Genomic DNA, 25,280 nt, shown 5'->3' on the forward strand with positions numbered 1-25,280 from the left:
GGTGCGAGCTGCTCCGCGCTCGGAAAAGGTGAGCCCATTGACCACGATCCTCTCGGCCGGCGACCGCTTCGTCCGCCCGGAACTGTTCTCCGACGCCATCCGTGCCGCGGTGGGCGACACGGTCCCGCTGGAGTTCCGGTCGACGTGCGCGCCGTGGCCGCACGAGCCGTTCGGGCCCGTCGAGAACGTCGACGAGGCCTCCGGCACGGTCGAGGGGATGATCGAGGCGCTGCAGGGCGTCGAGATCGCGGTCACCCAGCTCGCGCCGTTCTCGCGCTCGATCATCGAGGCCGCCCCCGACCTCAAGCTGATCGGCGTGAGCCGCGGCGGGCCGGTGAACGTCGACCTCGAGGCCGCCACGCGTGCCGGCGTCGTCGTCGTGAACGCCCCCGGGCGCAACGCGCAGGCCGCCGCCGAGTTCACGATCGGCCTGATCCTCGCGGCCAGCCGCCGCATCCCGGCCGCGCACGGGGAGCTCACCCGCGGCACGTGGCGCGGCGACTACTACTCGTGGGAGGAGGCCGGCGGCGAGCTCGAGGGCGAGACCGTGGGCCTCATCGGCCTGGGTGCCATCAGCCGCATCGTCGCGCGGATCCTGCAGGCGTTCGGCGCGCACGTCATCGCGTACGACCCCTACGCGTCCGAGGTTCCCGGCGTTGAACTGGTCGGCCTCGACGACCTCATCGCGCGCAGCGGCATCGTCAGCCTGCACGCGCGCCTCACGGACGAGACCCGCCACATCCTCGACGAGAAGCGACTGCGCGCGATGCGTCCCGGCGCCGTGCTCGTGAACACCGCCCGCGGCGGACTGCTCGACTACGCGCCGCTGCCCGAGCTGCTCGAGTCGGGACACCTGCGCGGCCTCGGCCTGGACGTCTACGACATCGAGCCGCCGCCGGCCGACTGGCCGCTGCTGGGCGCGCCGAACGTCGTGCTGTCGCCGCACCTGGCCGGCGCGACCCGGCAGACCGCCGAGCGCGCCGCGACGATCATCGCCGGCGAGGTCGCCGCCTACCTGGGCGGACGCGAGCTGCAGCACGTCTGCAACCCCGAGGTGCTGCAGGGATGATCCTCGGCGTCGACATCGGCACGTCGGTCACGAAGGCCGCGCTGATCGGTCGCGACGGGCGCAGCGTCCGGTCGGCCAGCCGTCCATCCGAGCTGCTGCGGGGTCCGGGCGGCGTCGTCGAGCAGGAGCTCGACGCCGTCCTGGCGTCCGTCGTCTCGGTCGTCCGCGAGGTCACGGCCGGCCAGGACCAGCCGCTCGACGCGATCGCGCTCACCGGTCAGGGCGACGGCCTGTGGCTGCGCGATGACCTGGGCCGCGCCACGCGGCGCCCGATCTCGTGGATGGACGGCCGGGCGGCCGACCGCGTCGAGCGCTGGCGCACGGACGGCGTGCTCGACCGGGTGCACGCGCTGACGGGCTCGGGCGTCTTCCCGGGCTCGCACGCCGCCCTGCTCGCCCACCTCGGCGAGCACGAGCCCGAGGTGCTGGCGCGCTCGGCGGTCGCCGGCTACTGCATCGACGCGGTGCTGCAGCGCCTCACGGGCGTGATCTCGGTCGACGCCTCGGATGCGTCCCTGCCGTTTCTCGACGTCCGGACCCGGACGTACGTCGACGAGGCGCTCGACGCGTGCGGCGTGCTGCCGTGGCGCGGGCTGCTGCCCGAGCCGGCGGCGCCCGGCCGGGTGTTCGCCCTGTCGGCGGGCGGCTCGCGACTGCTCGGCCTCCCCGAGGGGCTGCCGGTCACGGCCGGTCCGTACGACGTCATGGCCTGCGGCATCGGCGCCGGTGCCCGCGAGCCCGGCCAGGGCACGGTCGTCGTCGGCACCACGCTGAGCTGCCAGGCCCTCACGCAGGACACCACGATCGACCCGGACGGCGAGCCCGCCGGGATGTGGCTGTGCACCCCCGATCCGGGCACGTGGCTGCGGACGATGCCGTCCATGGCGGGCACCGCCGCGATCGCGCACGCCCTCTCGGTCGTGGGCGCCGGCACGGCCGACCTGCAGCGGCTCCTGGAGGAGTCGGGCCCGGGCGCCTCGGGCGTCCGCGCCCTGCCCTTCGTCTCCGGAGCCGGCGAGCGGGCGCCGTTCGTCGAGCCGCGGGCCACCGGCCAGCTGCTCGGCGTGACGCTGGCCAACGGACCCGCGGACCTCGTGCGGGCGATGTGCGAGTCGGTCGCGTACGCGGCCCGGCACTGCCTCGAGGCCGCCGGCCTCGACGGCGAGCTCTCCGGGTGCGGCGGCGGCCTCGGGACCGAGGCGTTCGCGCAGCTGATCGCGGACGCCACCGGCCGGACGCTGCACGTGCCGCACGAGGAGTTCGTCGGCGCGCGCGGCGCCGCCGCGGTGGCCTGGGCCGCCCTGGGCGACCCCGTCGACGCGGACGCCTGGGCCGCCGACCGCCGGGCGATCACCCCGCGGCAGGACCTGCGAGACCAGTACGAAGCCGGCTACGAGCGCTACCGCGCCGACGTCCGGGAGGCACGACAGAGGTGGAGCGCATGACCGACAGCCCGATCAGCATCGGCGTCGACCTGGGCACGCAGAGCGTGAAGGTCCTCGCCGTCGACCTGGACGGGACGGTGCTGGCGGAGGCGTCGCGTCCCCTCACCAGCCGTCGCGACGGGGTCCGCCACGAGCAGGACCCGCACGAGTGGCTGGCCGCGACGGCCGACGCGACCGCGGAGGCGATCGCGCACCTGGGCGCCGACCGCCGGGCCATCGCCGCGGTGTCGCTGTGCGGGACCTCCGGCACGGTCGTCGAGGTCGACGCGGCGGGCGCACCCGTGGGTCCGGGGATCATGTACGACGACGCGCGCGCGGCCACGGAGGCCGCCGAGGTGGCGGCGGCCGACCCGGCCCGGTGGGAGCGACTGGGCTATCGCATCCAGCCCAGCTGGGGCGTGGCGACGATCGTCCACGCATCGCGTGCCGGCCTCGCGGCGGGTCACCGCTTCGCCCACCAGCCGGACGTCGTCGCCGCCGCCATGTGCGGCGGCCCGGTCGCCACGGACTGGAGCAGCGCGCTCAAGAGCGGGTACGACCTGCTCGACCTCGCGTGGCCGACGGACGTGCTCGCGGGACTGGGCGTGGACCCGGCCAGCCTGCCCGAGGTCGTCGCGCCGGGCGCGCCCCTCGGCACGGTCGGCGCGGCGTGGGCCGAGCGCACGGGACTGCCCGAGGGCACGCCCGTCGTCGGCGGCATGACCGACGGCTGCGCCTCGCAGCTCGGCGCCGGCGCCATCGGCGACGGCGACTGGCACAGCGTCATCGGGACGACCCTCGTCCTCAAGGGCGTCACGGCGACCCCGCTGCACGACGAGGGCGGCGCCGTCTACTCGCACCGCTCTCCCGTGCCGGGACGCTGGCTGCCCGGCGGGGCCTCGAGCGTCGGCGCGGGAGCGCTCGGCGCGCTCCTGCCCGACGCGGACCTGCCGGCCCTGACCGCGGAGGCGGCACGGCGCTGGGACGACGGTGCCGAGGTGACCCCGGCCTACCCGCTGACCGGCACCGGTGAGCGCTTCCCGTTCGTGCGCCCCGACGCGCGCGGGTTCGCGCTCGTGGACGGAACGGAGAGCGAGCTGGCCGCGCTCGGCGACGGTGCCGACGCCTACCTGTCGGTCGTCGTCGGCGTCGCCTGCCTCGAGCGGACGTGCCTCGACGTCCTCGCGGCGGCGGGCGGCTCCACCGCCGGCCGGTACAGCACCTCGGGCGGCGGCACGCGCAGCGACCTGTGGAACCAGCTGCGCGCCGACCTGCTCGAGCGGCCGATCACGATCCCCCGCTCGGCCGAGCCCGCCGTGGGCGCCGCGATCCTCGCCGCGTCGTCGGTGGTGGGGGCCCGGTCGGAGTCGGACTGGACCGCCCTCGTCCGGCGGATGTCGGGGGTCGCCGGCGTCGTCGAGCCGCGCCCGGCCTCGTCGCAGCGGCTGCTGCAGGTGCACGGCCGGCTGGTCGAGGCATGGCGTGCCCGAGGATGGCTCGCATGACCTCGGTGATCCACCTCGCCCGGCACGGAGAGACGGTGTGGCACGCGGAGAACCGGTACGCCGGCTCCTCGGACGTCGCCCTGACCGAGCGCGGGCTCACGCAGGCGCAGGCCCTCGGCCGGTGGGCGGCGGCCCACGGGCCCCTCACGGTCCACAGCTCGGACCTCGGCCGCGCGATCGTCACGGCCACGCCCGCCGCCGACGCCCTCGGGGTGCGGCTCCAGGTGCGCCCGGCGCTGCGCGAGGTCGACTTCGGGCACGGCGAGGGCCTCACCCGCGCCGAGATGGCCGAGCGGTTCCCCGACGCCCTGGCCCGCTTCCTCGAGCGACCGGCCGAGTCCCCGCTCCCCGGGGGCGAGGCCGGCGGCACGGCCGTCGAGCGGGCGCTCCCGGAGCTGCGCGCGCTCGCCGCGGAGTCCGAGGCGCCGGCCCTGGTGGTCATGCACTCGACGCTGCTGCGGCTCGTGCTGTGCACCCTCGTCGGCATCGATCCGAACCGGTATCGCCGGGTCATGCCCAAGGTGCGCAACGTCGCGGTGACCACGCTCGAGCTGGCCGACGACGGCCGGTCCGCCGCGCTGCTCGGGTTCAACGTCCCGGTGTGAGGCGAGCCGCGCCGCCACAGCCGCCCAGCAGGCGCTCGAGGACGGTCGCGGACGATGGGAGCCTTGGTCGACCCCCTCGTCGGGACTCCCAGAGGCCATTGTGAGCCGTTCAGCGGCATCTGTGGACAGAGGACTCGCGCTCCACAGGAGGTGTCATGCCGTGGGACGGACAGAATGGGCCCGTATACTGGATGGGTGACCCAAGCGCCCGAGACTCCCACGACGTACGACGCGAGCAACATCCAGGTCCTGGAGGGCCTCGAGGCGGTCCGCAAGCGTCCCGGCATGTACATCGGCTCCACCGGCGAGCGCGGCCTGCACCACCTCGTCTACGAGGTCGTCGACAACTCGGTCGACGAGGCGCTGGCCGGCTACGCCACCAACATCCAGGTGGTGCTGCAGGCCGACGGCGGCGTGAAGGTCGTCGACGACGGCCGCGGCATCCCGGTCGACGAGCACCCCGAGGAGAAGATCCCCGCGGTCACGCTGGTGCTCACCTCGCTGCACGCCGGCGGCAAGTTCGGAGGTGGCGGCTACAAGGTCTCCGGCGGCCTGCACGGCGTCGGCGTCTCGGTCGTGAACGCGCTGTCGACGAAGATGCACGTCGAGGTCAAGCGCGACGGCTACCGCTGGACGCAGTCGTTCACCTACGGCGTCCCGGACGCGCCCCTCGCCCGCGAGGAGGAGACCGACGAGACCGGCACCACCACCACGTTCTACGCGTCGGGCGACATCTTCGAGACCACGACGTACGACTACGACACGCTCAAGACGCGCTTCCGCGAGATGGCCTTCCTCAACAAGGGCCTCGAGATCACGCTGCGCGACGAGCGCCACGAGGGCGAGGACGACCCGAACGGCGTCGCCGACGACGTCGAGCGCGAGGTCACGTTCCGCTACGACGGCGGCCTGATCGACTACGTCAACCACATCAACGTGGGCAGCAAGGCGCCGATCCACCGCGACGTGATCTACCTCGAGCGCGAGGACGAGCCGAACGGCCTGTCCCTCGAGCTCGCGATGCAGTGGAACGACAGCTTCAGCGAGTCGGTCCACACGTTCGCCAACACGATCAACACCCACGAGGGCGGCACCCACGAGGAGGGCTTCCGCGCCGCGCTGACCAGCACGGTCAACCGCTTCGCCGAGACCAACAACCTCATCAAGAAGAAGGAGGACCGCCTCACGGGTGACGACATCCGCGAGGGGCTCACCGCCATCATCTCGGTCAAGCTCTCCGAGCCGCAGTTCGAGGGCCAGACCAAGACCAAGCTGGGCAACACCGAGGCCAAGAGCTTCGTGCAGCAGGTCCTCAACGACGAGCTGGGCGCCTGGTTCGAGCGCAACCCCGCCGAGGGCAAGAACATCGTCCGCAAGTCGATCGACGCGGCCGCGGCGCGTGTGGCCGCCCGCAAGGCGCGCGACCTGGCCCGCAACCGCAAGGGCTTCGGCTCCGGCGGCGGCCTGCCGGGCAAGCTCATCGACTGCTCCAGCCGCAACCCGGAGGAGTGCGAGATCTTCATCGTCGAGGGCAACTCGGCCGGCGGCTCCGCCCGCAACGGCCGCGATCCCGCGACGCAGGCGATCCTGCCGCTGCGCGGCAAGATCCTCAACGTCGAGAAGGCCCGGATCGACAAGATCCTGCAGAACGCCGAGGTCCAGGCGATCATCAGCGCGCTCGGCACCGGCGTCCACGAGGACTTCGACATCGCGAAGCTGCGGTACCACAAGATCGTGCTGATGGCCGACGCCGACGTCGACGGCCAGCACATCACCACGCTGCTGCTGACGCTGCTGTTCCGCTTCATGAAGCCGCTCATCGACGCGGGCCACGTCTACCTCGCGCAGCCGCCGCTGTACCGCATCAAGTGGACCAACCACACGCACGAGCTCGCGTACTCCGACGCCGAGCGCGACGCGCTGATCGCCGCGGGCAGCGAGGCCGGCTACCGCCTGCCCAAGGAGGCCCCGGTGCAGCGCTACAAGGGCCTGGGCGAGATGAACGCCAGCGAGCTGTGGGACACCACGATGGATCCCGACGGCCGCCTGCTGCGCCAGGTCACCCTGGCGGACGCGCTCATGGCCGACGAGATCTTCACGATCCTCATGGGCGAGGACGTCGACCAGCGCCGCTCGTTCATCCAGCGGAACGCCAAGGACGTCCGCTTCCTCGACATCTGATCCCCTCCCCGGTGGTCGCGTAGCCAGGCGAGCGCAGCGAGCCGGCGCACCGAGACCACAGAACGAAGGACACACCTGTGACTGACACCCCGATCGAACGGGACCGCATCGAGCCGGTCGAGCTGCAGGACGAGATGCAGCGCTCGTACATCGACTACGCGATGAGCGTGATCGTGGCGCGCGCGCTGCCCGACGTCCGCGACGGCCTCAAGCCGGTGCACCGCCGCGTCCTGTACGCGATGTACGACGGCGGGTACCGCCCCGATCGCGGGTTCAACAAGTGCAGCCGCATCGTCGGCGACGTCATGGGCCAGTACCACCCGCACGGCGACTCGGCGATCTACGACACCCTCGTGCGTCTCGCGCAGCCGTGGGTCATGCGCGCGCCGATGATCAGCGGCCAGGGCAACTTCGGCTCGCCGGGCGACGACCCGGCTGCCGCGATGCGGTACACCGAGTGCAAGCTCGCGCCGATCGCGATGGAGATGGTGCGCGACATCGACGAGGAGACCGTCGACTTCAAGCCGAACTACGACGGCCGCTCGCAGGAGCCGTCGGTGCTGCCCGCCCGCATCCCGAACCTGCTGGTCAACGGCTCGGCCGGCATCGCGGTCGGCATGGCCACCAACATCCCGCCGCACAACCTGCGCGAGGTCGCCGAGGGCGTGCAGTGGGCCCTCGAGCACCCCGACGCGTCGCGCGAGGAGCTACTCGAGGCGCTGCTGGAGCGCATCAAGGGCCCCGACTTCCCCACCGACGCCCTCATCGTCGGCACGAGCGGCATCGAGGACATGTACCGCACAGGTCGCGGCTCGGTCACGATGCGCGCCGTCGTGAACATCGAGGAGGACACCAAGGGCCGCATGCAGCTGGTCATCACCGAGCTGCCGTACCAGGTCAACCCCGATGCGCTCATGCGCAAGATCGCCGACCTCGCCCAGAGTGGGCGCGTGCAGGGCATCAGCGACCTGCGCGACGAGTCCAGCGACCGCGCCGGCCGCCGCATCGTCATCGAGGTCCGCCGCGACGCCGTCGCGCGCGTCGTGCTCAACAACCTCTACAAGCACACCGACCTGCAGTCGAACTTCAGCGCCAACATGCTCGCGATCGTCGACGACGTCCCGCGCACGCTGACCCTCGACGGGTTCATCTCGCACTGGATCCACCACCAGGTCGACGTGATCCGGCGCCGCACGCAGTACCGCCTGCGCAAGGCCGAGGAGCGCGCCCACATCCTGCGCGGCCTGGCCAAGGCGCTCGACCAGCTCGACGACGTGATCGCCCTGATCCGCCGCAGCCCCACGGTCGACGAGGCGCGCTCGGGCCTGATGGAGCTGCTCGAGATCGACGAGCTGCAGGCCACCGCGATCCTCGACATGCAGCTGCGCCGCCTCGCGGCGCTCGAGCGCCAGAAGATCATCGACGAGCTCGCCGAGATCGAGGCGCAGATCGCCGAGTTCAAGGCGATCCTGGCCAGCGAGGCCCGGCAGCGTGAGATCGTCGGCCAGGAGCTCGCCGAGATCGTCGCGAAGTACGGCGACGACCGCCGTACGCGCATCATCGCGGCCGACGGCGACCTGTCCGACGAGGACCTCATCCCCGACGAGGACCTCGTCGTCACGATCACCAAGGGCGGCTACGCCAAGCGCACCAAGACCGAGCTGTACCGCGTGCAGAACCGCGGCGGCAAGGGCGTGCGGGGGGCCTCGCTGCGCGGTGAGGACGTGGTGGAGCACGTGTTCTCCACCACGGCGCACCACTGGATCCTGTTCTTCACGACTGCCGGCCGGGTCTACCGCGCCAAGGCGTACCACCTGCCCGAGGGCGGGCGCGACGCGCGCGGCGGCCACGTCGCCGGCCTCCTGGCGTTCCAGCCGGACGAGGAGATCGCGCAGGTCCTGGCGATCCGCGACTACGACCAGGCGCCGTACCTCGTGCTCGCCACGCGCAAGGGCCTGGTCAAGAAGACCCGCCTCGCGGACTACAACAGCCCGCGCCAGGCTGGCGTCATCGCGATCAACTTCCGCGACGAGGACGACGAGCTGGTCGGCGCCGAGCTGGTCTCCCCCGAGGACGACATCCTGCTGATCAGCCGCAAGGCGCAGTCGATCCGCTTCCGCGCGGACGACGACCAGCTGCGGCCGATGGGCCGCGCCACGTCGGGCGTCACGGGCATGAAGTTCCGCGACGACGACTCGCTGCTGTCGATGACGGTCATCAAGGCCGGTGCCGACCACGAGGGCGAGGGCGACGACGACGACAGCCAGAAGCTGTACGTCTTCACGGTCACCGACGGCGGCTACGCCAAGAAGACGCGCATCGACGAGTACCGCCTCCAGGGCCGCGGTGGCCTGGGCATCAAGGCGATGCAGATCACCGAGTCGCGCGGGGAACTGGTGGGGGGCCTGGTGCTGCGTGACACTGATGATGTCCTGTCCGTCACGGAGTCCGGCCAGATCACGCGCAGCCTCGTGTCCGGGGTTCCTGTCAAGGGCCGTGGCACCATGGGAGTGAGCTTCGTGAAGTTCAAGGGCAATGACCGTGTCGTGACGATCGCGCGCAACACGGACCTGACCCCCGAGGACACCGCGGACGAGACGACCGAGACGTCGAACGCAGATGGGGACGCCAGTGAGTGACAACAAGCCGAACGAGTCCGGACAGAGGCCCGGCACGCCGGCAGCCAACGCCAAGGCGAACGGCACCACGCCGACCGTCACGGCGCGGCGACCCCTCAGCAAGGACGAGTACGCCCGGACCACGAAGGCCAGCCCGGACGCCACGTCGGTGATCCCGGCGGTGCGTGACGACCAGCCGGCCCCGCCGGCGGCGAAGCGCCCCGAGGTCGACGACCGCCCGACGCAGACGCTCAAGGCCGTGCCGGCCGCCGATCCGGCGCCGAAGGCCCCGCCCGCGAAGCCCGAGCAGAAGAAGCCCGAGACCAAGAAGCCGGGCAAGAAGCCCGCCCCGGTGGCCAAGCAGGGTGCTGCCGCCGCGGGTGCGGCCGGTGCCGCCGCGGCTGCTCCGGCCGCCGCCGCTCCGGCGCCCGCTGCCCCGGCGCCGGCCACGCCGAAGCCCGAGCAGAAGAAGCCCGAGGCGGCCCCGAGGAAGCCGGAGCCGAAGAAGGCCGAGGCCAAGCCCGCCGCCGCGGCGAAGCCGGCGGCGACCGAGTCCGCTCCGGCGGGCCGCTCGGCGCGACTCAAGCTGAGCCACATCGAGCCGTGGAGCGTCACGAAGATGGCGTTCGTCGTCTCGGTCGCCCTCATGCTCGTGAGCGTCGTGGCCGTGACGGTGTTCTGGCTCGTCATGCAGATCACCGGCGTGTGGGGCTCGCTAAACGACAGCGTCTCCAACGTGCTGGCCGACGACGCCTCCGGCTTCGACGTCACCGACTACCTCGGCTTCGGCCGCGTGGTGGGCCTGACGCTGCTGGTCTCGAGCCTCAACGTCATCTTCATGACCGCCCTGGCCACGATCGCGGCGCACCTCTACAACCTGGCCGCCGGCATCCTCGGCGGCGTCGAGGTCACCTTCGGCGAGCGCCAGTAGCCGACCCGGCCGCCCGCTTCGGCGAGTGGCGCACAATCGCCCGCCACTCGCCGAGTGGCGGGCCTTTTTGCGCCACTCGCGACCCCGGTCTGCGCCACTCGAGGACCCGATTCGTGGGTTCGAGGGGTCGTACGGTAATCTCTTCTATTGCTGCCCGGGCCTATAGCTCAGCTTGGTTAGAGCGCTTCCCTGATAAGGAAGAGGTCGCTGGTTCAAGTCCAGCTAGGCCCACCGAAGGAGGAATCGACATGAAGAAGATCCTCGCCCTCGCCGCCGTGGCGGCCGGAGCCCTCGTGTTCTCGCGCAGCCGCCGCCGCACCACCCAGACCGATCCGTGGGCCGCGCACAGCGACTTCGTCTGATCGCCCACCAGGGGCCTTGGCGCAATTGGTAGCGCACCTGCTTTGCAAGCAGGGGGTTAGGGGTTCGAGTCCCCTAGGCTCCACGTAGATTTGAACGTTCGAACCTTGCCCCGCTTGATCGCGGGGCAAGGTTCTTTCGTTGTGTGACCTGGGGTTGTTGGCGAGGATCGTCTGGATGGCCTCGGCGGGTTCGAGGGTGGCTTGGTCCTCGTCATCGATGGTGATGCGATCGCCGTCAAGCAGGCGTACACCGAGGCTGACGCTCAGCTTCGCTGACTACCCGCTCAGCAGCGACGACCCCGACGACTGAGCAGACTAACTCGCCGCACCGGCCTCGCTCCCAACCTCCGAGAGCGGGGCCATATCCACGGGCCGCGTCCGTCCGTCACGCGTTGGCGCCTTCCTAACGAGCCTTCGACTCCTGGGCGCGAACCGCACTAGGCTCTTCACGACCCACGGGCCGACGATGGCAGAGCAGAGCAACGTTGTCTCATAGGATTGGCGGTGACGACGCTCGAACGAGGAGGTGCCGCGTGTCCCTGGCGGCCAAGCCCCATGCGAGCGGCGGCGCCCCCGAACTCACCGACTTTCATGTCCCCGTCGTGTCGGGCTCCCCGGCGCCGGCGCTTCCTGGATCACCCGTGCCTCCAGCTCACCGCATCTACTTCTACTCGCCAGACGAGTGGGAAGTCTTCATCACCGAGTGGGCAACCGGAGTCGCTGTTTCGTATCGACAGATCAAGCAACTCGGAGGCTCCGGAGACCGAGGCGTCGATGTCGCCGCTTTCAAGACCGACCGCGGCCTTGAAGCCGCATGGGACTGCTTCCAGGCCAAGCATTACAACGGATCACTCACTGTCTCGGACGCATTCCCCGAAATGTTGAAGATCTTCCACGGTGTGGTGGATGCCTTCTATTGTCTTCCGGATCGATACGTGTTCGTCGCACCGCGGGGGTGCGGTCCAACGCTCAACCGCTTGCTGAGTAAGCCCACTGAACTGCGGAAGAAGTTCCTCGAATTGCTTGACGCACGAGGCGCTGCAACGCAGCAGTATGACGAGCGAGCGCTGAAATCCATTCGTGAACTCGCCGTATCTACTGACTTCTCGATCTTCCAGTCGCTCGAACTCAACGAGATGCTTGAGATACACCGCAAGACTCCATACTTCGCCGCAAGGTTTGGCACGGCACTCCCTGCTCGACCTCCCGTCGAACAGGCCCCAGCGAATCCCTCGCCGGGTGAAGCGATCTATATCAAGAAGCTCGTAGACGTCTATCACGAGCAGGACCCCGCGTCCTGCTCCGATGTCGACTCGGTTGCTGCGCACGCCAAGCACGGTCCGCACCTCCAGAGGCAGCGAGAGGCCTTCTACTCCGCCGAAGCGCTTCGCCTGTACGCGAGAGACTCGGTGCCCGAGGGTACGTATGAACTGCTCCAAAATGACGTCTACACCGGCGTAATCGATACTGCAGAAGCGAACCACCACAGTGGCCTTGACCGACTCCGAGCTGTGCTTACACAGTCTGGCCAACTCGACCTTGGCGCCCACACGCTTATCTCGATGTCGAACCTCAAGGACCGTCAAGGTATCTGCCACCAGCTCGCCAACGCCGACAAACTGACGTGGGTGGACACCGATGAGTAATCCCCTCAACAGCCCTCTCGAAGTGGGGATGCGTGTCCTGATGATCCTCGTCGAAGCCTTCCCTGATCATCTCGATATCAACCGCCTTGTGCTCCTCGACCACGGCCTACTGCACAGCGCGGACCTCAACGGCCCCGAGAGCCTCCACCCTCCCATCCCGGTACGAGTAGGCGAGCTGGGGGTGAAACGACAGCACATCGAAGACGGCCTCCACGTCATGATCCGAGCCGGACTTGCCGAGATGTCAGCCGAGGACAGTGGCATCGAATTCTGGGCCAACGAGAGCTCCGAGAGCTTCCTGAAGCTCCTTGAAAGCGACTACGCGCACGCCCTCCACGACCGTGCGCACTGGGTTGTTGAAGAACTCGGGGCCGTTGATGACGCACGCCTGCGAGAACGCATGAGGGAGATCTCCTCGCACTGGTCCGAAGAGTTCGAAGTCATGCAACACGAGAGCGGAAGCGACATCTGATGGGACGACTCGCGCTCTCGCACCTGACATTCACCGGCACAAACGCCGCCCCGGCCTCGGTCGACTTCAGCCCACACGTCACCGTCATCCACGGTCCCTCGGACACAGGCAAGTCATTCATCGTCGATGCGATCGACTTCGTCCTCGGCGCCAAGGAACTCAAGGAGATCCCGGAGCGGGAAGGGTACAGTCGGGTCCTGCTCGGGCTGGAACTCCCCGCCGGTGAACGCATCACGCTCGCACGATCGGTGGACGGCGGCAGCATCTCCCTCTACCGATCCGACATCCGCGACGAACCCTCAACCCCCGCGGACGAGACGCTCGCCGCGAAGCACAGCGCAGCGAGCACAAAGAACATCTCCAGATTCCTCCTCGACCAAGTCGGCCTGGACGAGAAGCAGGTCCGGAAGAACGCGCGGAACGAGACACACATGCTCAGCTTCCGTGACCTGACCCGCCTGTGCCTCATCGGCGAAACAGAGATGCAGGCCGAAGAAGCCCCCGGCCTCAGCGGCAATCCCGTCAACAAGACCAAGGAAGTCTCAGCCCTCAAGCTCCTTCTCACGGGCGAAGACGACTCCGCGTTGACTGCGGTTCCCTCGCCACAAGAGCAAAAGCGGCTGCGCGGCGCTCGGCAAGAGGTCGTCGAGAGGATGCTCAGCCAGCTTGAATCGCAACTCCAAGACGTTGCTGAACCGACAGAACTTAAGACGCAGCTCGGCAAGCTGAACAGCGCAATTGACGAGCACAGCACAATGATCGGGAGCCTCGCGGAACAGCGAGGCCAACTCCTCCGGGCACACAACGAACTTCAGTCTGCCGACAACGCTCAGCGCTCGGAATACTCGGACGCGGCGGCACTCCGCCAGCGGTTCACTCTCTTACAGAAGCAGTACGAAAGCGATCTGGCACGCCTCGAAATGATCGCCGAGGCCGGGAACCTGCTTGGGTACTTCCGGCGCGGAACCTGTGTCTTCTGCGGTGCGGAGCCGGCCAGTCAGCATCTCAATTTGGATTGTGAGGGAGATGCGACCAGCTTCGGTGCCGCCGTCGAATCCGAGACTCGGAAGACCGTGGGCCTACTGGATGACCTGCGCGTGACGATCGAGAGCCTCGATTCGCGAACCGAGGTGCTTCGCGCGTCGATCAAGACGACGCGTCGAGAGGCCCTGTCGTTACAGAAGCGCATTGAGAAGCTCGACGCGAGGATGAACCCAGAGAAGGGGAACCTCCGAGAACTTCTTGCCAAGCGCAGCGAGATCGAGAAGCACCTCGGCCTCTACGAGCAAGTCAATACCTTCGAGGACATGATCCGACGGATCGCTGACGAGACTGAAGCGGAGGTGGCAACAGCGGTTGCAGGGCTGAGCCTCACTGCCGTGCGAGAGTTCTCCGCCGAGATTTCCAAGCGCCTCGCCGAGTGGGACTACCCGTCGGCAGCATCTGTTCGTTACGACCGAAACGAACTCGATATTGTCGCGGGCGACCAACGGCGGTCGGCGCACGGCAAGGGAGTACGCGCGGTTCTCCACGCCGCCTTTACGCTCGCCCTTGCCCAATATTGCTTTGACCGGGACATGCCACACCCTGGATTCGTTGTGCTCGACTCGCCCCTCGTCACCTACCGGCCTCCGGATCAGTCCACAGAGGTGGACGACGAGCCGCCGGAGGGCGTTGTCCGGGCCTTTTACCGTGACATCCAGGCCAACTTTGACGGCCAGCTCATCGTCATGGAGAACACCGATCCGCTGGATCCGCTCGGCGTCGACGCGCGCGACATCCGCTTCACAAAACACATTGACGTCGGAAGATACGGATTCTTGCCTGTCGTCGATGGCGCGGGGACCACCGACACCTTGGCGATCGAAGGTTGACCGGCAGTAGCGAGGAGCCCGTTCTGCCTAGCGTTCGCGGCCGTGCGGATCCCGAAGCACTACACCTGCACGAAGCAGGTTCACCCGGACCGTGCTCGCGTTGAAACCCAGCCGCTCGCCGACCCTGGCCAACGACTCTCCCTGCTTGTAGCGCAGGCACATCTCGCGCACCTGCTCGGATGACGGCTTCTCGCCCCGCAGCCGCACTCCTCCCTCACGCAACCGCTCCGCGAGACGCTGACGACTCACCCCCAGATCAACCGCGATCACCCGCAGGATTCACCGTCCCTGTACCTGCGCTCCGCCTCTCCCACCTCGCCGCCGTCAGCCGGGGAACCGGACTCGGTAACGCTCGTATTGATCCAGGCGCTACTCCCGCCGGCCGGCGACGCCGACGGATCCCCTGATGTGACGACATGACCAGCTGTAGGGACGGGGCAAGGTTCGAGCACTGTCGCGCTACCTCCACTCCCGCCCTCCCCGACCCGCAGGCCCACGCCTGCGGGTCTCGTCGTTTACCCCCAGCTGTGGACATGCCTGTGGGCGAATCACATCGTTGTCATTCGGTCGGTCCGAGCTTCGTCCAGCCCGTCCATCCGCGTTCCTCGAGCAGCGCCAGGATGCGGCGAGCGGCCGGGACGGACTCGACGAAGACGGTGTCGAGCAGGGCCGCCAGCGAGTCGGGCATCGGGTCGTCCTGCCAGCTTTCCGGGGCATCGGCCTCCATCTGCGCGACCAGCCGGTCGACGACGCCGGGCAGGCGCGCGTCGTCCGGCGTCCACTCGATGATCTCGACCAGGTCGCGGTAGAACTCGCGGACGTCGGGGTCCGCGATCTGCCGTTGCTTGAGCTCCATGTAGTAGGGCATCTGCTCGGGCAGCTGCGCGGCCACGAGGATCCAGGCGTCGCGCTCGGCGTCGACGACCACCCCCGGGATGCCGACCTCCCGCAGCCGCTCGAGGTAGGCCACCGCCTCGGGCGGGAGGGCGAGGCTGTCGCCGGCGGCGAGGCCGGCGATGCGACGACGGTTGCGTTGGAGCTCGCGGACCTGCCGGCGCAGGTCAGCGTCGATCCGTGACACCGCGGCGGTGAACTCCTCGTCGCCGGCCGAGAGCAGCTCCAGCACCCGTGCGAGCGGCACCCCCGCCTCCGCCAGCGTGCGGATCCGGATGAGCTGCACGACGGCGTCCGCGTCGTAGCGCCGGTACCCGGAGTGGTCGCGGCGCGGCTCCGGCAGCAGGCCCTTCGCGTGGTAGTGGCGGACCGTCCGGACCGTGACGCCGGCGTAGGACGCGAGCTGGCTGATCGTCAGCATGGCTTCATTGTGAGGTCTCAGCCGATCCGGCGGCGGTAGGTCGCCATGGCCAGCCCGTAGGTCACGACCAGCAGGCCGAGGCACCACGCCAGCGCGATCCACCCCTGCTGCCCGACGGGCTGCTCGGCGTAGAGGCCACGGACCGTGTCGACGATCGGCGTGACGGGCTGGTGCTCCGCGAACCACCGGACGGGTCCGGGCATGCCGTCGGTGGGGACGAAGGCCGAGCTCAGGAACGGCAGGAACAGCAGGGGGTACGCGAACGCCCCCGCGCCGTCCGCCGACGTGGCCGCGAGCCCGGCGCTGACCGCTCCCCAGGTCAGGACCAGGGTGAACAGCACGAGGAGGCCGGCCACCCCGAGCCACGCGAGGACGCCCGCGCCCGAGCGGAAGCCCATCAGCAGGGCGACCAGGACGACGAGGACGAGCGAGACCACGTTCGCGACGAGTGAGGTCAGCACGTGGCCCCACAGCACCGCGGGTCGAGCGATCGGCATGGACAGGAACCGCTCGAAGATCCCCCCGGACACGTCCAGGAACAGCCGGTAGGAGGTGTACGCGACACCGGAGGCCACGGTGATGAGCAGGATTCCCGGCAGCAGGTAGTTCACGTAGTTGCCCTCGCCGGGACCGCTCCCGGTGTCGATGGCACTGCCGAAGACGTAGACGAACAGCAGCAGCATCACGATGGGGGTGATCGCGCTGGTGACGATCGTGTCGGGGCTGCGCGCGATGTGGCGCAGGCTGCGCTTCAGCAGGACGGCGGTGTCGGACCGGGTCAGGGCGTTCACGAGTGCTCCTCGGGGGTGACGATGCTGAGGAAGATCTCCTCCAGGGTGGGCTGCTTCTCGACGTACTCGACCTTCGCCGGGGGCAGCAGCCGCTTGAGGTCGGCGAGGGTGCCGTCGGCGATGATGCGGCCGTCGTGCAGGATCGAGATCCGGTCGGCGAGCTGCTCGGCCTCGTCGAGGTACTGGGTGGTCAGCAGGACGGTGGTCCCGCGCTCCGCGAGCCCGCGGACGGTCGCCCAGACCGCGAGGCGCGACCGGGGGTCCAGCCCGGTCGTCGGCTCGTCGAGGAACAGCACGGGGGCGTCGCCGACGAGGCTCATGGCGATGTCCAGGCGACGGCGCATCCCGCCGGAGTAGGTCGCCACGCGTCGATCGGCCGCGTCGGCCAGGTCGAACCGGGCGAGCAGCTCCTGGGCGGTGCCGCCGGGATCGGGCAGGTGACGCAGCTGCGCGACGAGCACGAGGTTCTCGCGACCCGTGAGGATCTCGTCGACCGCGGCGAACTGCCCGGTCAGGCTGATGGCCGCCCGGACGGCGGCCGGATCGGTGGCGACGTCGTGTCCGTGGACGACGGCGGTGCCGCCGTCCGCCGCGAGCAGGGTCGCGAGGATCCTCACGAGCGTGGTCTTGCCGGCGCCGTTGGAGCCGAGGAGGGCGTGGACGGAGCCGGTGCGGACGGTCAGGTCCACGCCCCTGAGGACGGCGTTCTCCCCGTAGGACTTGGCGAGCCCGGAGATCTCGATGGCTCGGTCGATGGTCATGACAGGAGCGTGCAGCCCTGACGCAGGGTCAAGGTCAAGACCGCGCCCGAGCGGAGGGTTCCCACGCTCTCCGACCTGCGGCTTCGCCCGAATGGCGGTACCAAGGACTGAGGGCACCGGCGCCCCGCGTTGACCGACGCAGCCGTGCCCGCGGAGGTGAACATCATGGACAACGTCGACACCTGGGTCTGGGTCCTCATCGCTGTCGTCGCGCTGTTGCTGCTGGCCGGGCTCATCTACGCACTCACCGCTGGCCGCAAGGCCAAGGAGAAGCGGCGCCTCGAGCAGGAGGCCAAGCACCGCGAGGAGGCGCAGCGCCTGCGCGACGAGGGCCGCCAGGCCACCGTCCACGCGCGCCAGACCGAGGCCACCGCTGCGGCAGCCACGGCCGACGCCGAGAAGGCCCGCCTCGAGGCCGAGCGCCTGGAGCGTCAGGCCAAGGACCTGCAGCACGAGGCCGCCGAGAAGCAGCAGCACGCGGAGCACCATCTCTCGAAGGCCGACGAGATCGACCCGGACGTGGACGCCGACGGCCGTACGGGCGATCGGCGCACGGACGAGAACCGTACGGGCGAGCGCCGCGAGACGGTCATCGAGGACCACCACGGCGAGGAGCACCAGGGCACGCGGATCAAGGACGTCGACGCGGCGCCCCCGGCGGCCGGTCACACGGACCGGGTCGACGGCGACCCCGGCACCCCGCGCCGCTGACGCACCACCGACCGCACCCGCGCGCCCGCCCGTCCACACCCGGGCGCGCGGGTGTCGCTCAGTAGGATGACCGAATGCCGCTGCTGCCGTCCGACACGTTGCGTGCGGCCGGCCTCGTCAGCGTCCTCGGCGCGACGATCCTCGACGGCTGGGTGGGGTTCGCGCTGTTCTTCCTGGTGCTGGGCGCGCTGTTCATCCCGCGCGCGCTCGGCACCTCCGCGTGGCTGGACGTCACGTACTGCGCGACCCTGCTGATCGCCGGGTGGGCGGCCCTGCTCGACTGGTACCTGGCCGTTCCGGGACTCGATCTCGTCGTGCACGGCGCGGCCACGGGCCTGATCGGCGCCGTGACGTGGCAGGTCCTCGTCCGCGCCGGCGCGCTGACGCACCACGACGACGTCCGCCTCGAGCGCCCGCGGCTCGGCACGTTCGTCGTCACCGCCGGGGCGGCCGTGACGCTGGCCGTCGTGTGGGAGTTCCTCGAGTGGATCGGCCACACCTGGGTCGACGAGCGCATCCAGGTCGGCTACGACGACACCGTGGGTGACCTGGCCGCCGGAGCCGTCGGCGCGGTGGTGGCCGCCCTCCTCGTCAGCCGCACGTCGGCCGCGGAGCCGCGCCCGTGACGCTGTCGATCTCGGTCGTGATCCCCGTCCACGACGACGCCGACGAGCTGCGCGTCTGCCTTGGCCTGCTCGCCCGCCAGACCGTCGCGCCGGACGAGGTCGTCGTGGTCGACAACGGCTGCACCGACCGGTCCGTCGAGGTCGCCAGGGCCCACGGTGCCCGTGTGGTCCGCGAGCCGCACCTGGGCATCCCGCCGGCCGCCGCCGCCGGCTACGACGCGGCGGGCGGCGACGTCATCGCCCGCCTCGACGCCGACTCGCGTCCCGGACCGGACTGGATCGAGCAGGTCGGGCGCGCCATGGCCGACCCCCGCGTCGACGCCGTCACGGGCCCGGGCCACTTCCACGACCTGCCGCCGGTGGTGCGGCGGATCGCGCTGCTGGGCTACCTCGGCGCGTACTACGTCCTGACGCACCTGGCGCTCGGGCACACGCCGCTGTGGGGCTCGAGCATGGCCGTGCGCCGTACCAGCTGGGAGCGTGTGCGCGACCGCGTGCACCGCTTCGACGACGTGCACGACGACATGGACCTCGCCTTCGCGCTGGGACCCACGGCCGTCATCCGCTACGACCGCCGGCTCGGCGTGGGCGTCTCGGGGCGTTCGGTGCGCGGGATGGCGCAGCTGCGCCGCCGGATGGCGCGCGCCGTCACGACGCTGCGCCTCAACTGGGCCGTGAGCCCGCCGTGGGAGCGCTGGCAGCACCGCCTCGGCCGCTGATCAGCGCACGGTGATCCAGATCAGCAGCTGCGTCACGAGGAAGCCGGTGGCGAAGTTCAGCCACAGGAACCGGCGCCACGCCGCGTTCGCGCGCTCGCAGGTCTCGTCGGTGATCGACAGGTACGGCGCGATGTTGACGACGTAGGGGATCGCGAGGACCGCCGCGAGCGTCCCGGGCCACGGCAGCGCGAGCAGGCACAGCCCACCGGCGACGTACGCGACCAGCGCGAACCACGTCGTGGCCCGCGCACCGAGCGCGGTGCCGATGGAGCCGATCCCCGCCGCTCGATCCGCCATGACGTCCTGCACAGCACCGAACGCGTGCGAGCCGACGCCCCACGCGAAGAATCCCACCAGGGCGGCGACGACCGTCACGTCGACGTCGACCGAGCCGCCGCGCGCGTCGGCGAGGGCGAGGCCGTAGACGGCGGGGCTCACGAAGTGCGTGCTGGAGGTGATCGAGTCCAGGAACGGTCGCTCCTTGAACCGCAGGACGGGCACGGAGTACGCGGCGACCGCGAAGACGCTGATCGCCAGGACGAGGTTCGAGACCGTCGAGCCCAGCACCGCGAGCGCGACGACGAACGGCAGGTTCGACACGATCGCCGACCGGATCGTGACGGCGTGGATGCGCCGGTCGAGCACGATCCCCTCGACGCCGCCCTTGCGGGGGTTGCGTAGGTCGGACTCGTAGTCGAAGACGTCGTTCACGCCGTACATCAGCAGGTTGTACGGGACGAGGAAGTACAGGCAGCCCAGCCAGAACGCGGCGTCGAGGCCGCCGCCGGCGAGCAGGTAGGCGGCGCCGAACGGGAACGCGGTGTTGATCCAGGAGAGCGGGCGCGACGAGGCCAGGACCTGGCCCGCGGTGCTCACGCCGCGTCCCGCGCCCGGCGCCTGGGCGCCGAGCGCGGCGGCGTCGTGAGGAGCAGCATCGTCGAGGGGATCAGGATGCCCGCCGCGATCGGCCAGGCGAAGTCCTCCAGCGGTGCCAGCCCGATGTGGATGCCGGTCAGCGCGGACTCGTCGAAGCGAAAGAGGTCGGCGGCGATCATGAGGCTGTCGAAGATCGCCGTCAGCGCCATCAGCGTGACGATCGTGAGGCCGACGGACGCCCACCAGCGCCCGTCGGGGCGGCGCGTCGCGACCGCGATCGCCAGCACGGGCAGGGTCAGGGCGACGAACGTCAGCACCAGTCCGAGGTAGCTCATCGCTCATCACCCTCCCAGCTCATCAGCCGGTTGAACATCCCGAAGAAGACGCCCGCGACGTAGCACAGGAACAGGATGAAGAAGATCTCCTCGAGCGGCAGCTCGGGGGCCAGCTCGACGCCGGTCATCGCGTCGGACTCGCCGCGGACGTACACGCCCAGCTCGATCGCCACGATGTCCCACGCCAGGAAGAACACGAACCCGACGAGCAGGGCGACCAACCCGTGCAGGGGACGGCGGAACATGAAGAGGCGCCACCGGTGGTCGACGAGGACCATGCACAGTCCGGGGATCCAGATGCTCAGCAGGTAGAGCCAGCTCACGCGAACACCGTAGTCGCCCCGTGTGATTCGTGGGGCTCCTGGGACGGACCGGCCGATCGGTCGCCGCGGAGTCGCTTCAGGACGAGCTCGGCGCTGATGAGGCACATGGGCAGGCCGATGCCCGGGATCGTGCTGGATCCGGCGTACATCAGGCCCTGCACGTGACGCGAGACGTTGCGCCCACGCAGGAACGCGCTCTGCCGCAGGGTGTGCGCCGGCCCCAGCGCGCCGCCGGACCAGGCGTTCAGGTCCGCGGCGAAGTCCCCCGGCCCCACGGTGCGCCGGACGGTGATGCGCTCGGCGAGGTCGGGGATGCCCGCCCACTGCGAGATCTGCGCGATCGCGGCATCGGCGGCGGCCTCGACGGCCGGGTCGCCGTTGCCGTCGACGCCACCGTGGCCGAGGGTGACGTCGGCCGGCACGGGGACGAGGATGAACACGTTCTCGTCGCCCTCGGGCGCCACGGAGGGGTCGGTCGCCGAGGGCCGGCAGACGTAGGACGAAGCCGGATCCGGGACCCGGCCCGGCCGCCCGAGGACGTCCTGGAAGTTCGTCTCCCAGTCCCGCGTGAAGAACATCGTGTGGTGCGCCAGCTCGGGCAGCCGGCCTCGGACGCCCAGGTAGGCCAGCACGGCACCGGGACCGGGGTCGCGGCGCCGCCAGTACGACTCGGGGTAGGTCTGCAGGTGCGACGGCAGCAGCCGCGTCTCGAGGTGGTGCAGGTCGGCGGCGCCCACCACGACGTCGGCGTCGAGGCTCTCGACGCCGTCCTCGGTCCGGAAGGTCACGCCCGTGACGCGCGCCCGGCGCCCCTCCTCGTGCGTGTCGACCTGGGTCACGGTGGCCCCCGTGCGGATCCGGACTCCGCGGTCGCGCGCGAGGCCGGCGATCGCGTCGATGAGCGTCGAGAAGCCGCCCTGCGGGTAGAGCACGCCGTCCTCGAGGTCCATCGAGCTCATCAGGTGGTACATGCTCGGCGTCCGCGCGGGCGAGGAGCCCAGGAAGACCGCCGGGTAGCCCAGGATCTGCCGCAGCCGGTGGTCGTCGAAGCGCGCCGCCACGTACGAGTCGAGCGAGCGCCCGAGCAGCGTCCCCAACTTCGGCAGCCGCCGGAGGATCTGCGGGTGCACGAGGTTCGCGGGCCGGTCGAAGCTCGTGTAGAGGAAGTGGTCGACCGCCATCGTGGTCGTGTCGGCCGCGGAGTCCAAGTAGTCCTCCAGGACCCGTCCGGCGCCCGGCTCGATCGACTCGAACAGCGCGACGTTCTCGTCGCGGCCGGCGAGCACGTCGACCGGGGCCTCCTCGCCCTCGAAGTACACCCGGTAGCCCGGATCGAGCCGCACGAGGTCGAGCTGCTCCTGCGCGGTGGTTCCCAGCAGCCGGAAGAAGTGGTCGAAGACCTCGGGCATGAGGTACCAGGACGGGCCGGTGTCGAACCGGAAGCCGTCGCTGCTCCAGCTGCCCGCGCGGCCCCCGAGCTGGTCGCGCTGCTCGAGCAGGTCGACGGACCAGCCGTCGTTCGCCAGCAGTGCCGCGGTGGCGAGTCCGGAGATCCCGCCGCCGATCACGACGGCGCGCCTCACGAGACCCCCACCGCCACCGCGCGCGCCACGACGCGCGCCTTCGTCCGGGCGGGCACCCGCACGCGGTGCGCGCGGATCTCCTCGGGCGAGGTCGCTCGCAGGCGCCGGGCCAGCTCGGCGAACAGCGCGTGCGCCGCGGCGACGGCGCGCCGGCTGCCGGCGGGCAGGCGCGGGATCACGGCGGCCGCCGCGGCCAGATCGGCCTCGATGTCGTCGAGCAGCTCGTCGCGCACCGTGACGTCGAAGCGGTCCGGGTGCAGGCCGGGGAGGTAGCTGCGACCGAGGTCGTCGTTGTCGTCGCCGAGGTCGCGCAGGAAGTTGACCTTCTGGAACGCGGCCCCGAGGCGGCGCGCCCCGTCGGCGAGCTCGTCGTACCGGCCCTGCGGGTCGGGCTGGTCCACCAGGAACGCGCGCAGGCACATGAGCCCGACCACCTCGGCGGAGCCGTAGACGTACGTCTCGAAGCTCGCGCGGTCGTGCTCGGTGCGGACCAGGTCGGTGCGCATCGAGGCGAAGAACGGGTCGATCAGCTCGGTGCCGATGCCGCACGCGCGGGCGGTCCGGGCGAACGCGTGCACGACGAGGTTCGCGCTGTGCCCGGTGCGCAGCGCGTCGTGGACCTCGGACTGCAGCGAGTCGAGCAGTCGCTCCTGCTGGGCGCGCTCACCGTGCGGGCGGGGCGCGTCCACGATCTCGTCGGCCACCCGGACCAGCGCGTAGATGTTGCAGACTCGGGTGCGCACGGGCTCGGCGAGCAGCCGTGACGCCAGTGAGAACGAGGTCGAGTAGCGCTTGATGACGAGCGCCGCCGCGCCCTCGGCGACGGTGTCGTACAGCTCGTAGGGCTCGGGGTTCACGCGGCGCCCGCCTGACACGCGGGGGCGACGCCCCACGCCTGCTCCACGAGCGGATCGAGCAGCGAGCGCTCCAGGCCCAAGCGGGTCGCGACGTCGGCGGCCGCGACGAGGTGCTGCGAGACGAGGTCCTCGACGAAGCCGCGCGCCCCGCAGGCCTCGAGCGCCTCGCGCACGGTCGCCGCGGTGGACTCGCCGAGCTCGGGATCGCCCAGGTGCGGCGCGATCCGCGACCACTCGGCGGTGGAGGCGGCGTGCACCATGAGCGGCGTCCGCTTGCCCTCGCGCAGGTCGCCGAGGCGGTCCTTGCCCGTGACGGCGGGGTCGCCGAAGACGCCCTGGAGGTCGTCGCACAGCTGGAAGGCGATGCCGAGCGCGCGGCCCATCTCGCCGAGCGACCCCACGACGGACTCGTCGACGCCCGCCAGCACGGCGCCGGCCTGCATCGGCAGGACGAAGGAGTAGGCGGCGGTCTTCTGCTCCGAGACGGCGAGCGCCTCCTCGGCGCCGGGCAGCTCGGCGGACAGGGCGAGGCGCACGTCGGCCAGCTCGCCGGCGGCCGAGGCGTGCAGCGTCGCGTCGAGCAGGTCGAGCAGGCGACGGGTGGTGGCCGGGTCGGCGCCGCTCGTGGCGACGGCCCGGATCGCGGCGCTCAGCGCGAGGTCGCCCGCGAGGATCGCCCCGGCGCGCGAGTACGTGTCGCGCTCCTCGGAGGCCACGCCCAGGTCGGCCGCGTCGGCGCGGAACCACCCCGGCACGCTGGGCCGGCCCCGCCGGGTGTCGTCGTGGTCGATGACGTCGTCGTGGATGACGAACGCGGTGTGCAGCAGCTCGGTCGCGGCCGCGACGGCGTCGACGACCTCGGCCGGCTGCGTCCCGCGGAGTGCGGCGTGGACCGTGGTGACGAGCCAGGGCCGGAAGCGCTTGCCGCCCGAGCTGCCGAGCTCGAGGGCGGTCAGCAGCGCGGCGTGGTCGCGCGCCAGGGCGGGGACGTCCCCCGAGTGCACCAGTGCGTCGATCTCGGACTGGAGGCTCATGAGGCGATCTCCTCGTCGGGGTGCAGGAGGTGCCACGCATCCGCCTCGTCGAGCGCGGCGACCTGCTCGACGAGCCACGGGCTGAGGGCCCACGGCGCGACGCGCACGGTCTCGCGCAGCTCGTCCAGCCCCACCCACCGCGTCTCGGCGACCTCGTCCGGGTGCGGACGCAGCTCGTCGCCGGCACGGGCGGTGAACACGGGGCACACCTCGTTCTCGACGATGCCGGAGGCGTCGACCGCGCGGTACGCGAAGTCGGGCAGCACGGCGGTGACGTCCCTCGGCTCGAGGCCGAGCTCGCCGCGGCCGTGCCGGCGCACGGCGTCGGTCAGGTCCTCCCCCGGGCGGGGGTGTCCGCAGAACGAGTTGGTCCAGACGCCGGGCCACGACCGCTTGCCCAGGCTGCGCCGGGTCAGCAGCACGCGCCCGGCCTCGTCGACCAGGTAGCACGAGAACGCCAGGTGCAGCCGGGTGTCGTGGTCGTGCACGGACTCGCGCGGCGCGGATCCGTTCGGGCGGCCGTGCTCGTCGAGCAGGACCACCAGGTCTCGGGGATCGCCCGGGGGCAGCCGGTCGGGCAGGCGTGGTGGCGCCGGGCCGTCGTCGGCACCGGTCGCGGCACGCGACGAGTCGAGCACTGGCTCCATGGGTCCTCCTGGTGA

Annotated in this window: 23 protein-coding genes and 2 tRNA genes; 15 read left to right on the forward strand and 10 right to left on the reverse strand. The window is 70.6% G+C overall.

Features of this window, described 5'->3' with window-relative positions:
* Window positions 1-28 precede the first annotated feature (28 nt).
* From AB3M81_RS11370 to AB3M81_RS11425, 12 genes are all read left to right on the forward strand, one after another.
* Entirely contained in the window at window positions 29-1,069 is a 1,041-nt protein-coding gene (locus AB3M81_RS11370) for a 2-hydroxyacid dehydrogenase (protein ID WP_412904027.1), read from the forward strand.
* Window positions 1,066-2,514, forward strand: a complete 1,449-nt coding sequence (locus AB3M81_RS11375) for an FGGY family carbohydrate kinase (RefSeq protein WP_412904028.1) — start codon at window positions 1,066-1,068, stop codon at window positions 2,512-2,514. The genes AB3M81_RS11370 and AB3M81_RS11375 overlap by 4 nt, the downstream gene beginning before the upstream one ends.
* Window positions 2,511-3,998, forward strand: a complete 1,488-nt coding sequence (locus AB3M81_RS11380) for an FGGY-family carbohydrate kinase (RefSeq protein WP_412904029.1) — start codon at window positions 2,511-2,513, stop codon at window positions 3,996-3,998. The genes AB3M81_RS11375 and AB3M81_RS11380 overlap by 4 nt, the downstream gene beginning before the upstream one ends.
* On the forward strand, window positions 3,995-4,603 hold the full coding sequence (locus tag AB3M81_RS11385) for a histidine phosphatase family protein (protein WP_412904030.1): 609 nt from the start codon (window positions 3,995-3,997) through the stop codon (window positions 4,601-4,603). Before AB3M81_RS11380 ends, AB3M81_RS11385 begins: the two co-directional genes overlap by 4 nt.
* Before the next feature lie 174 nt (window positions 4,604-4,777).
* The gene (gene gyrB / locus AB3M81_RS11390; RefSeq protein WP_412904031.1) at window positions 4,778-6,784 is read left to right on the forward strand and encodes a DNA topoisomerase (ATP-hydrolyzing) subunit B; all 2,007 of its coding nucleotides are present in this window, start codon (window positions 4,778-4,780) and stop codon (window positions 6,782-6,784) included.
* A gap of 134 nt (window positions 6,785-6,918) precedes the next feature.
* Window positions 6,919-9,423, forward strand: coding sequence for a DNA gyrase subunit A (gene gyrA / locus AB3M81_RS11395; RefSeq protein WP_412904178.1), 2,505 nt, complete (start codon window positions 6,919-6,921; stop codon window positions 9,421-9,423).
* Complete coding sequence (locus AB3M81_RS11400) at window positions 9,416-10,333, forward strand: DUF3566 domain-containing protein (protein WP_412904032.1); 918 nt, start codon at window positions 9,416-9,418, stop codon at window positions 10,331-10,333. Before gyrA ends, AB3M81_RS11400 begins: the two co-directional genes overlap by 8 nt.
* Before the next feature lie 156 nt (window positions 10,334-10,489).
* Window positions 10,490-10,564 (forward strand) — tRNA-Ile (locus AB3M81_RS11405).
* Between the two features lie 141 nt (window positions 10,565-10,705).
* Window positions 10,706-10,778, forward strand: a tRNA-Ala gene (locus AB3M81_RS11410).
* A 450-nt stretch (window positions 10,779-11,228) separates the two neighbouring features.
* Entirely contained in the window at window positions 11,229-12,341 is a 1,113-nt protein-coding gene (locus tag AB3M81_RS11415) for an ABC-three component system protein (protein WP_412904033.1), read from the forward strand.
* Window positions 12,334-12,813 (forward strand): ABC-three component system middle component 2, encoded by a 480-nt coding sequence (locus tag AB3M81_RS11420; RefSeq protein ID WP_412904034.1) that lies wholly within the window; start codon window positions 12,334-12,336, stop codon window positions 12,811-12,813. Before AB3M81_RS11415 ends, AB3M81_RS11420 begins: the two co-directional genes overlap by 8 nt.
* Complete coding sequence (locus tag AB3M81_RS11425) at window positions 12,813-14,687, forward strand: AAA family ATPase (protein WP_412904035.1); 1,875 nt, start codon at window positions 12,813-12,815, stop codon at window positions 14,685-14,687. Before AB3M81_RS11420 ends, AB3M81_RS11425 begins: the two co-directional genes overlap by 1 nt.
* Before the next feature lie 559 nt (window positions 14,688-15,246).
* On the opposite strand, the gene AB3M81_RS11430 is transcribed toward AB3M81_RS11425, so the two are convergent.
* The 3 genes from AB3M81_RS11430 to AB3M81_RS11440 are packed head-to-tail and all read right to left on the reverse strand — an operon-like array spanning window position 15,247 to window position 17,554.
* Window positions 15,247-16,002: a MerR family transcriptional regulator gene (locus tag AB3M81_RS11430; protein WP_412904036.1), complete on the reverse strand. Its 756-nt coding sequence runs from the start codon at window positions 16,000-16,002 to the stop codon at window positions 15,247-15,249.
* A 17-nt stretch (window positions 16,003-16,019) separates the two neighbouring features.
* Entirely contained in the window at window positions 16,020-16,793 is a 774-nt protein-coding gene (locus AB3M81_RS11435) for an ABC transporter permease (RefSeq protein ID WP_412904037.1), read from the reverse strand.
* On the reverse strand, window positions 16,790-17,554 hold the full coding sequence (locus tag AB3M81_RS11440; protein ID WP_412904038.1) for an ABC transporter ATP-binding protein: 765 nt from the start codon (window positions 17,552-17,554) through the stop codon (window positions 16,790-16,792). Before AB3M81_RS11440 ends, AB3M81_RS11435 begins: the two co-directional genes overlap by 4 nt.
* A gap of 165 nt (window positions 17,555-17,719) precedes the next feature.
* Between AB3M81_RS11440 and AB3M81_RS11445 the strand changes: the two genes are divergently transcribed.
* From AB3M81_RS11445 to AB3M81_RS11455, 3 genes are all read left to right on the forward strand, one after another.
* Window positions 17,720-18,265: a hypothetical protein gene (locus AB3M81_RS11445; protein WP_412904039.1), complete on the forward strand. Its 546-nt coding sequence runs from the start codon at window positions 17,720-17,722 to the stop codon at window positions 18,263-18,265.
* A 74-nt stretch (window positions 18,266-18,339) separates the two neighbouring features.
* Window positions 18,340-18,891 (forward strand): DUF2238 domain-containing protein, encoded by a 552-nt coding sequence (locus tag AB3M81_RS11450; protein WP_412904040.1) that lies wholly within the window; start codon window positions 18,340-18,342, stop codon window positions 18,889-18,891.
* On the forward strand, window positions 18,888-19,610 hold the full coding sequence (locus tag AB3M81_RS11455; RefSeq protein ID WP_412904041.1) for a glycosyltransferase family A protein: 723 nt from the start codon (window positions 18,888-18,890) through the stop codon (window positions 19,608-19,610). Before AB3M81_RS11450 ends, AB3M81_RS11455 begins: the two co-directional genes overlap by 4 nt.
* Here AB3M81_RS11455 and AB3M81_RS11460 read toward each other — a convergent pair whose 3' ends face one another.
* The 7 genes from AB3M81_RS11460 to idi are packed head-to-tail and all read right to left on the reverse strand — an operon-like array spanning window position 19,611 to window position 25,265.
* Window positions 19,611-20,486: a prenyltransferase gene (locus AB3M81_RS11460; protein WP_412904042.1), complete on the reverse strand. Its 876-nt coding sequence runs from the start codon at window positions 20,484-20,486 to the stop codon at window positions 19,611-19,613.
* Entirely contained in the window at window positions 20,483-20,821 is a 339-nt protein-coding gene (locus AB3M81_RS11465) for a lycopene cyclase domain-containing protein (RefSeq protein ID WP_412904043.1), read from the reverse strand. The genes AB3M81_RS11460 and AB3M81_RS11465 overlap by 4 nt, the downstream gene beginning before the upstream one ends.
* Window positions 20,818-21,144 (reverse strand): lycopene cyclase domain-containing protein, encoded by a 327-nt coding sequence (locus AB3M81_RS11470; RefSeq protein ID WP_412904044.1) that lies wholly within the window; start codon window positions 21,142-21,144, stop codon window positions 20,818-20,820. The genes AB3M81_RS11465 and AB3M81_RS11470 overlap by 4 nt, the downstream gene beginning before the upstream one ends.
* Entirely contained in the window at window positions 21,141-22,727 is a 1,587-nt protein-coding gene (crtI, locus tag AB3M81_RS11475) for a phytoene desaturase family protein (RefSeq protein WP_412904045.1), read from the reverse strand. Before crtI ends, AB3M81_RS11470 begins: the two co-directional genes overlap by 4 nt.
* Window positions 22,724-23,584, reverse strand: a complete 861-nt coding sequence (locus AB3M81_RS11480; RefSeq protein WP_412904046.1) for a phytoene/squalene synthase family protein — start codon at window positions 23,582-23,584, stop codon at window positions 22,724-22,726. The genes crtI and AB3M81_RS11480 overlap by 4 nt, the downstream gene beginning before the upstream one ends.
* Window positions 23,581-24,618, reverse strand: coding sequence for a polyprenyl synthetase family protein (locus tag AB3M81_RS11485; RefSeq protein WP_412904047.1), 1,038 nt, complete (start codon window positions 24,616-24,618; stop codon window positions 23,581-23,583). The genes AB3M81_RS11480 and AB3M81_RS11485 overlap by 4 nt, the downstream gene beginning before the upstream one ends.
* Window positions 24,615-25,265, reverse strand: a complete 651-nt coding sequence (gene idi / locus AB3M81_RS11490; RefSeq protein ID WP_412904048.1) for an isopentenyl-diphosphate Delta-isomerase — start codon at window positions 25,263-25,265, stop codon at window positions 24,615-24,617. Before idi ends, AB3M81_RS11485 begins: the two co-directional genes overlap by 4 nt.
* Between the last annotated feature and the right edge of the window lie 15 nt (window positions 25,266-25,280).

This window comes from Aeromicrobium jepli (assembly GCF_047246605.1).
Lineage (GTDB): Bacteria > Actinomycetota > Actinomycetes > Propionibacteriales > Nocardioidaceae > Aeromicrobium.